A 5,240-nucleotide genomic window follows, 5' to 3' on the forward strand; every position below is an offset into this window, starting at 1 on the left:
GCTCGGTGATTAGACACCAACGAGCTGTTCAGGAGGCCCTGCTCGTATGCGCCGAGCACCCCGCGACCACCCAATCGAGACTCCCGTTCGATCGACAAACCCCAAGATCGGTACAACAACAGCCACTTAGGGTCCAGGCTGGGCCGAATGGGGGAACATCGCACGCTCGGCGCGAAAGCGTGTGGGCCGTTCGGGTGATATTGCGCGGATGAGAGCCCTTGATCGTTCGTTGGGCAGTGCGTGGATGTTCACGGTGGTGTCGCGAAGCCCTGTGCGGTCTTGCTGGAGGCCGGCCGGCTTCCGCCCGAATCGGATGATCACAGCGGTGTCGTCGTCTGCGGGCGCGGGAGAAGGTGCCTGGTGTCGTGGAGCGGGCGGGTGGTGATGGTCGGCATCGCGGTGAGCACTGTGATCCTCGCGGTGGTGTCCGTCGTGGTGCGTGACCTTCCCCGGTGAGCGTCTATGAGCTGTTCGGGGAACCGGTGGTGCGGTGCTGGCGCGCCGCGGTCGGCCGGCAGCCGGACGGGCTGCAGGGTGGTCACACGGACGGGCGGGCCGGTGGGCCCGGCTCCCCGACGGTGCCTGCGCATCCCGCGGGTCCTGCGCAGCCTGCGGGACCGCCCGGCCGGCCGCACCGTTCTCCCGGCGGTGCAGCCATGCAGTGCCCGTGCACCGCGTGCGCGGAAGGGGACAGGTAGACCTCGACCTGCTCGCCGGCCAGGCGCACCCTCACGGCGCCGAAGTCCACCTCCGCCCCCGCCCCCGGCCGGCGTGACTGCGGAATGAACGCGTGCACGACCCCTATCTGGCGGTCGAGACGGGCAACGACGGTAATGAGCGCTCTGCGGAAGAGGCCTCCGAGGTGGCACACAAGATCGCCGAGGGCGATGGATGGGTGGTCAGTTTCGGCTTTGGTCAGCCGGTAATGACGTGCCCGGGACGCGCGGACGGCCGCGGCCCTGTTCGAGAGCGCGGCGCCTGCAGGCGGTGCCTGGGCCGCGTCGACTCAGCGTCCAGGTGTGCGTATTGCCTGCATTCAGAACCCTCACAGGCGGGGAAGGCTGAGGTTTCCGTTGCACCTTGCGTGACGGCGGGGTCACAGCGTCGTTGTGCGGTGCGCCCCCGAGCCGGGCCCCGGGGGTGTCAGGGCTGATTCCCCAGGGCCCATGGTGTACCGAAGACCGGTCAGGCCGCGGCGGTGGCCCGCGCGGCGGCTTTGAGGCCCGCCAGGGTGAGCACCTGCCTCTGGTGGGCGGTGCCGCCCTGGACGGCGTGGACGCGTCCCGGGTCCGCGTGCCCTTCGGGGCGAGGCCGGCCAGGGACGGCGCACTTGCGACCCGCACAGGCTTCAGAAACCAGGACTCATCCGAGGCGCATCCGCTGACCGGTTCCGTGGGGATCGACGCCCACCGCCGCCTGCCCCGTCCCCCGTCACCTTGTCGCTGCCCCGGTTGAAGTGGCTCGGTTCGCTGTTCGTCCCAGGGCACGTTGCCACTCACTGCGTACGCCAGCCGCCGGCACAAGCTGGTCGCACACGGGTGCAACGTCGGATACACCCCGGTCATCGGCTCCGTCGGCGCGCTCGCCTGTCACCGTTCGTGCGGCACCACATCACATTCTCGGGCGCTACCCGTCACGGGCCCCGTGCCCGCCGTGCCGGCTGCCGACCCGGCGGCGCGGAGCGCCCTGATGAACCGCGTTCCCCCGTGGGTTCCTGCGGCTGTGCCACCCCGGTGCCCGGCTCCTCAGGTGGCTTCCGCGTCAGTCCGAGCCCCGGCAGGGATGACGATGCGGGCCACGGTGACGGTCACGGTGAGGGGTTCTGCAAGACCGTGGGCGGTGAGGTGGGCCAGGACAGCGCTCCGGACCCGGGAGCGGACGTTGCGGGCCACATCCAGCGGTCGGTGGCCTTCAAACACCAGGCAGCGCACTTCCACCTGCCAGCCGGAGCCGTCCGCCGCCCGGTCGGCGCGGACGCCGGCCTCGGACGGGGAAAGCCTCTCGGCGGCATCCGGCCAGGCGCGGGCGGTGGCTTGTGCGAGGCGGTGGGCCAGGCCGGGATGCAGGCCGGCCACGCCGGGGACCGAGAGAGCGGCGCCTGCCGCGGCCGCGCGGGGGCCGGGGGCGTGGAATGCGGCCATCAGGCACCGCCGGGCTGGGGCAGCAGTACGTCGATCACCCTGATATCGACGTTCGTGACGGCCATGCCCAGGGTCCGGTCCGCGGCGGTGACGACCGATCGGCGAACATCCTCGGCCGCGGCCGGCAGCGGTCGGCCGGGGGCCGCGGCGAGGGTCATGGCCACGTGGACGTGGGTGCCCTTGCCTGCGGGCTTCAGGCGGCAGCTCACGGCCCTCGCCCCGGGCACGGCGTCGGCGGCCCGGCGCAGCACCTTGGCCGCGGCGTTCTCGGTGATCCGCAGATCCAGCGCGGGATCGTCCAGCGGCAGCACGGGTCCGAACCGGACTTCGGACCGGACGACGGCCAGGACGCGGTCGGCGAGGGCGCTCCATCCGGTGGGCTGCCGTTCACGCAGCGCCTGGGTGGCGGCGTCCAGGGCGGCCAGTCCTTCGGCGGCCTCGCGGCAGTGCGCACAGGAGGCGATGTGCGGGTCCGTCCGCGGCCGGGCGTCCCGCGCCTGTTCCCAGACGTGGCTGAGTGGGCGGCCGCAGGGCAGTACCTCGTCGCCGGTGAGCGGGGCCGGGTCGGGCGCGCTCGTGTGTGCGTTGGGCGGGTGCTGGTCCTCTAGCGCCATGACGCCATCGCCTCCTTCAGGGACCGGCGTGCCCGGAACAGTCTGCCGCGCACGGTCTCCTCACTGGTACCTGTCACCTGGGCGATCTGTGGGTAGGGGAGTCCGTGTAGCTCTCGCAGGATCCAGCAGACCCGCTGGTCGGCGCTGAGTTCGCCGACCGCCGTGGCCAGGGCGGCCGTGGCGGCGTTGTCTTCGGCGGTCCGGCTGGGCGAGCTGCACGCGTCGTGCGCGGCGGGTTCGGGCACCGCTTCCAGCGGCAGGAAAGGCAGCCGGCGGTGCCGGGCGTTCAGGCAGCGGTTCACGGTGATCCGGTAGATCCAGGTGGTGAAGGCCGCGCCGTGGCGGAATTCCGGCAGCCGCCGCCACGCGCTGACGAAGGCGTCCTGGACGGCTTCTTCGGCGTCCTGCGGGTTACCGAGCAGGTGGGAGGCCAGGAGGAGGAGGCCGCGGCTGTGGCGCCGCACGAGGACGGCGAAGGCGTCCTCGTCGCCCTCGCAGGCCCGCGCCGCCAGGAGGGCATCGAAGAGTCGGGGTTCCGGCGGTGCGGGTCGGACTTGTCGGGTCATCGTCCGCTCCCGGTCGCGTGCCGGGATGCCGGTATGCGGGGATGTCCGCAGCCGTGCCGACGCGCGCCTTTTCGCGAGGCGCCCGCCCCCACCAGCCTATGTGACGCATATCACAACGGCCGGGCGTGAGGGTCGGGCGGGAACGGTGTCCAACCCTGTGACGGGCATCACTCGGATGCTCCAGAGGGACGATCGAGGTGACTGCCGCCATGACGGACACCGGCAACCGGAACAGCGCCGGCCAGGAGCACCCGCCCGGTGGGGGTGGTGCGACCCTGCAGGGCCGCCGGGGCGCCGACGTCCCTGCCGAATCCCGCGGGAAGACCACCATCGCGGACACGGTGGTGGCAAAGATCGTCGGCATGGCCGCCCGCGAGGTACCCGGCGTCTACAACCTCGGCGGCGGCATGGCGCGGGCCCTGGGAGCCGTGCGCGAACGTGTTCCCGGCGGCGGCGCCGCGGTGACCCGCGGCGTCAAGGTCGAGGTGGGGGAGCGCCAGGCGGCCGTGGACCTGGACGTGGTCGTCGAGTACGGAGCCTCCATCGTCGAGGTCGCCGGTGACGTGCGCGCCAACGTCATCTCCGCTGTCGAACGGATGACGGGGCTGGAGGTCGTCGAGGTCAACCTGACGATCAACGACGTGCACCTGCCCGAGGAGGAGTCCGAAGCGGAAGAGGGCCGCGTGAGCTGAGCGCCGGCGGCTGTCGCCGTACCCACGGCGACGACGGCGTGGTGCCGGGCGGTCCGTGAGAGGGGTGAGTGAGCAATGGACGCAGCGATTGCAGGCCTGGCAGCCGGGATGGCCCTGGGCTTCGCCGGCTACTTCGGCGGCTTCTGGGCGTTTCTCCTGGTCGCCGTCCTGGGCGCAGTGGGGCTGTTCGTCGGGCTTGTCCTGCGGGGCGACGTCGACCTGTGGCGGCAGCGGTGAGCACACCGGACGCCGGCGCCCGCGGCACCGGGCCCGTCGCCCGGGCACAGGCCGGGGGTCTGCCGGCGCCCCGGGAACGGGGCGCGACCGTCATTCCCGACCGGGTGGTGGCCCGCATCGCCGCCCGAGTGGTCCGCACGGTCCAGGAACGTCGGGCGGCCCTGCCACCGGAAGGCCGCACCGCCGCGCCCACCGCGTCGGCGGCCACGCGGGGCGGGTCGGTGCGCCTGAGCCTGGCCCTGGACCTGCCCTATCCCGCCGATCTTGCGGGCATGTCGCAACGCATCCAGCGTGACGTCGCCGAGCGGGTGACCGCACTGACCGGCCTGGAGGTCGGCGAGGTCACCGTGACCATCCGCCGCCTGGTGCCGCACAGCGGCCTGGGCCGAGGACGGCGTGTCCAGTGATCCCGTCCGTTTCCCGCGTCCTCGAAGGAAGACCCCGATGACGACGACCTCCGGTTCAGGGCCACACGGGCACCGCCACGGACCGCACCGGCCGTGGTCCGAGCGGCGCATCCCGGCGGCGCTGGCGGCCGCGCTGATACTGGCCGCCGCGGGCACCACGCTGTACGACGTCATCGCGGTACGCGCAGGACGTCGCGCGGCGGCCTGGCGCAGGGAACTGGCGGGCCAGCTGTCCTCCCGCCCCGTCGACGACGTGTGGATCCTCCTCGGAGCCGCCGCTGCCGCCGCCCTCGGCCTGTGGCTGATCGTTTTGGCACTCACTCCCGGTCTGCGCCACGCTCTTCCCCTGCGGCCACCCGACAACGGCCCCTCGGCGCACCTGCGGGCCACCCTGGACCGCGACGGCGCCGCCACCCTGCTGCGCGACACGGCCATGACGGTCCCCGGCGTCAGCCGGGCGCGCGTCCGGGTGCGCCGCCGCCGCATAAAGGTCCGCGCGGACGTCCACTTCCGAGACCCCCGCCAGGTCCAAGACGACCTCACCACCGCCCTCCGCGAGGAACGCGACCAGCTCGCCCTGGCC

7 protein-coding genes are annotated in these 5,240 nt (G+C 72.7%); 4 read left to right on the plus strand and 3 right to left on the minus strand.

Annotated features, from left to right (window positions below; translation table 11 throughout):
- Positions 1-1,745: 1,745 nt before the first annotated feature.
- Genes C1I97_RS30795 through C1I97_RS30805 form a run of 3 tightly spaced genes read right to left on the minus strand, consistent with a single transcriptional unit; the run spans position 1,746 to position 3,321 of the window.
- Positions 1,746-2,141 (minus strand): hypothetical protein, encoded by a 396-nt coding sequence (locus C1I97_RS30795; RefSeq protein ID WP_111006365.1) that lies wholly within the window; start codon positions 2,139-2,141, stop codon positions 1,746-1,748.
- Complete coding sequence (locus C1I97_RS30800) at positions 2,141-2,755, minus strand: hypothetical protein (protein ID WP_111006366.1); 615 nt, start codon at positions 2,753-2,755, stop codon at positions 2,141-2,143. The genes C1I97_RS30795 and C1I97_RS30800 overlap by 1 nt, the downstream gene beginning before the upstream one ends.
- A complete protein-coding gene (locus tag C1I97_RS30805) occupies positions 2,746-3,321 on the minus strand; it encodes an RNA polymerase sigma factor (protein ID WP_111006367.1) in 576 nt (191 codons plus the stop codon). The genes C1I97_RS30800 and C1I97_RS30805 overlap by 10 nt, the downstream gene beginning before the upstream one ends.
- 209 nt (positions 3,322-3,530) lie before the next feature.
- On the opposite strand from C1I97_RS30805, the gene C1I97_RS30810 reads away from it, so the two are divergent.
- The 4 genes from C1I97_RS30810 to C1I97_RS30820 all read left to right on the plus strand — a co-directional run.
- Positions 3,531-4,013 carry an Asp23/Gls24 family envelope stress response protein gene (locus tag C1I97_RS30810; protein ID WP_111006368.1) on the plus strand — a complete coding sequence of 161 codons (483 nt, stop codon included), beginning with the start codon at positions 3,531-3,533 and terminating at the stop codon, positions 4,011-4,013.
- 75 nt (positions 4,014-4,088) lie between these two features.
- On the plus strand, positions 4,089-4,250 hold the full coding sequence (locus tag C1I97_RS40265) for a hypothetical protein (protein WP_181446993.1): 162 nt from the start codon (positions 4,089-4,091) through the stop codon (positions 4,248-4,250).
- On the plus strand, positions 4,247-4,657 hold the full coding sequence (locus C1I97_RS30815; protein ID WP_111006369.1) for an Asp23/Gls24 family envelope stress response protein: 411 nt from the start codon (positions 4,247-4,249) through the stop codon (positions 4,655-4,657). The genes C1I97_RS40265 and C1I97_RS30815 overlap by 4 nt, the downstream gene beginning before the upstream one ends.
- A 37-nt stretch (positions 4,658-4,694) precedes the next feature.
- Positions 4,695-5,240, plus strand: a 546-nt coding sequence (locus tag C1I97_RS30820; RefSeq protein ID WP_220040876.1) for a DUF6286 domain-containing protein, incomplete at its 3' end; no start/stop codon positions are given.

The sequence above is a fragment of the Streptomyces sp. NTH33 genome (assembly GCF_003236365.1).
Classification (GTDB): domain Bacteria; phylum Actinomycetota; class Actinomycetes; order Streptomycetales; family Streptomycetaceae; genus Streptomyces.

Bases quoted from the DNA above. Each gene is read 5' to 3' on its own strand.
- C1I97_RS30795 (WP_111006365.1), bottom strand. From the start codon at position 2,141: ATGGCCGCATTCCACGCCCCCGGCCCCCGCGCGGCCGCGGCAGGCGCC.
- C1I97_RS30800 (WP_111006366.1), bottom strand. From the start codon at position 2,755: ATGGCGCTAGAGGACCAGCACCCGCCCAACGCACACACGAGCGCGCCC.
- C1I97_RS30805 (WP_111006367.1), bottom strand. From the start codon at position 3,321: ATGACCCGACAAGTCCGACCCGCACCGCCGGAACCCCGACTCTTCGAT.
- C1I97_RS30810 (WP_111006368.1), top strand. From the start codon at position 3,531: ATGACGGACACCGGCAACCGGAACAGCGCCGGCCAGGAGCACCCGCCC.
- C1I97_RS40265 (WP_181446993.1), top strand. From the start codon at position 4,089: ATGGACGCAGCGATTGCAGGCCTGGCAGCCGGGATGGCCCTGGGCTTC.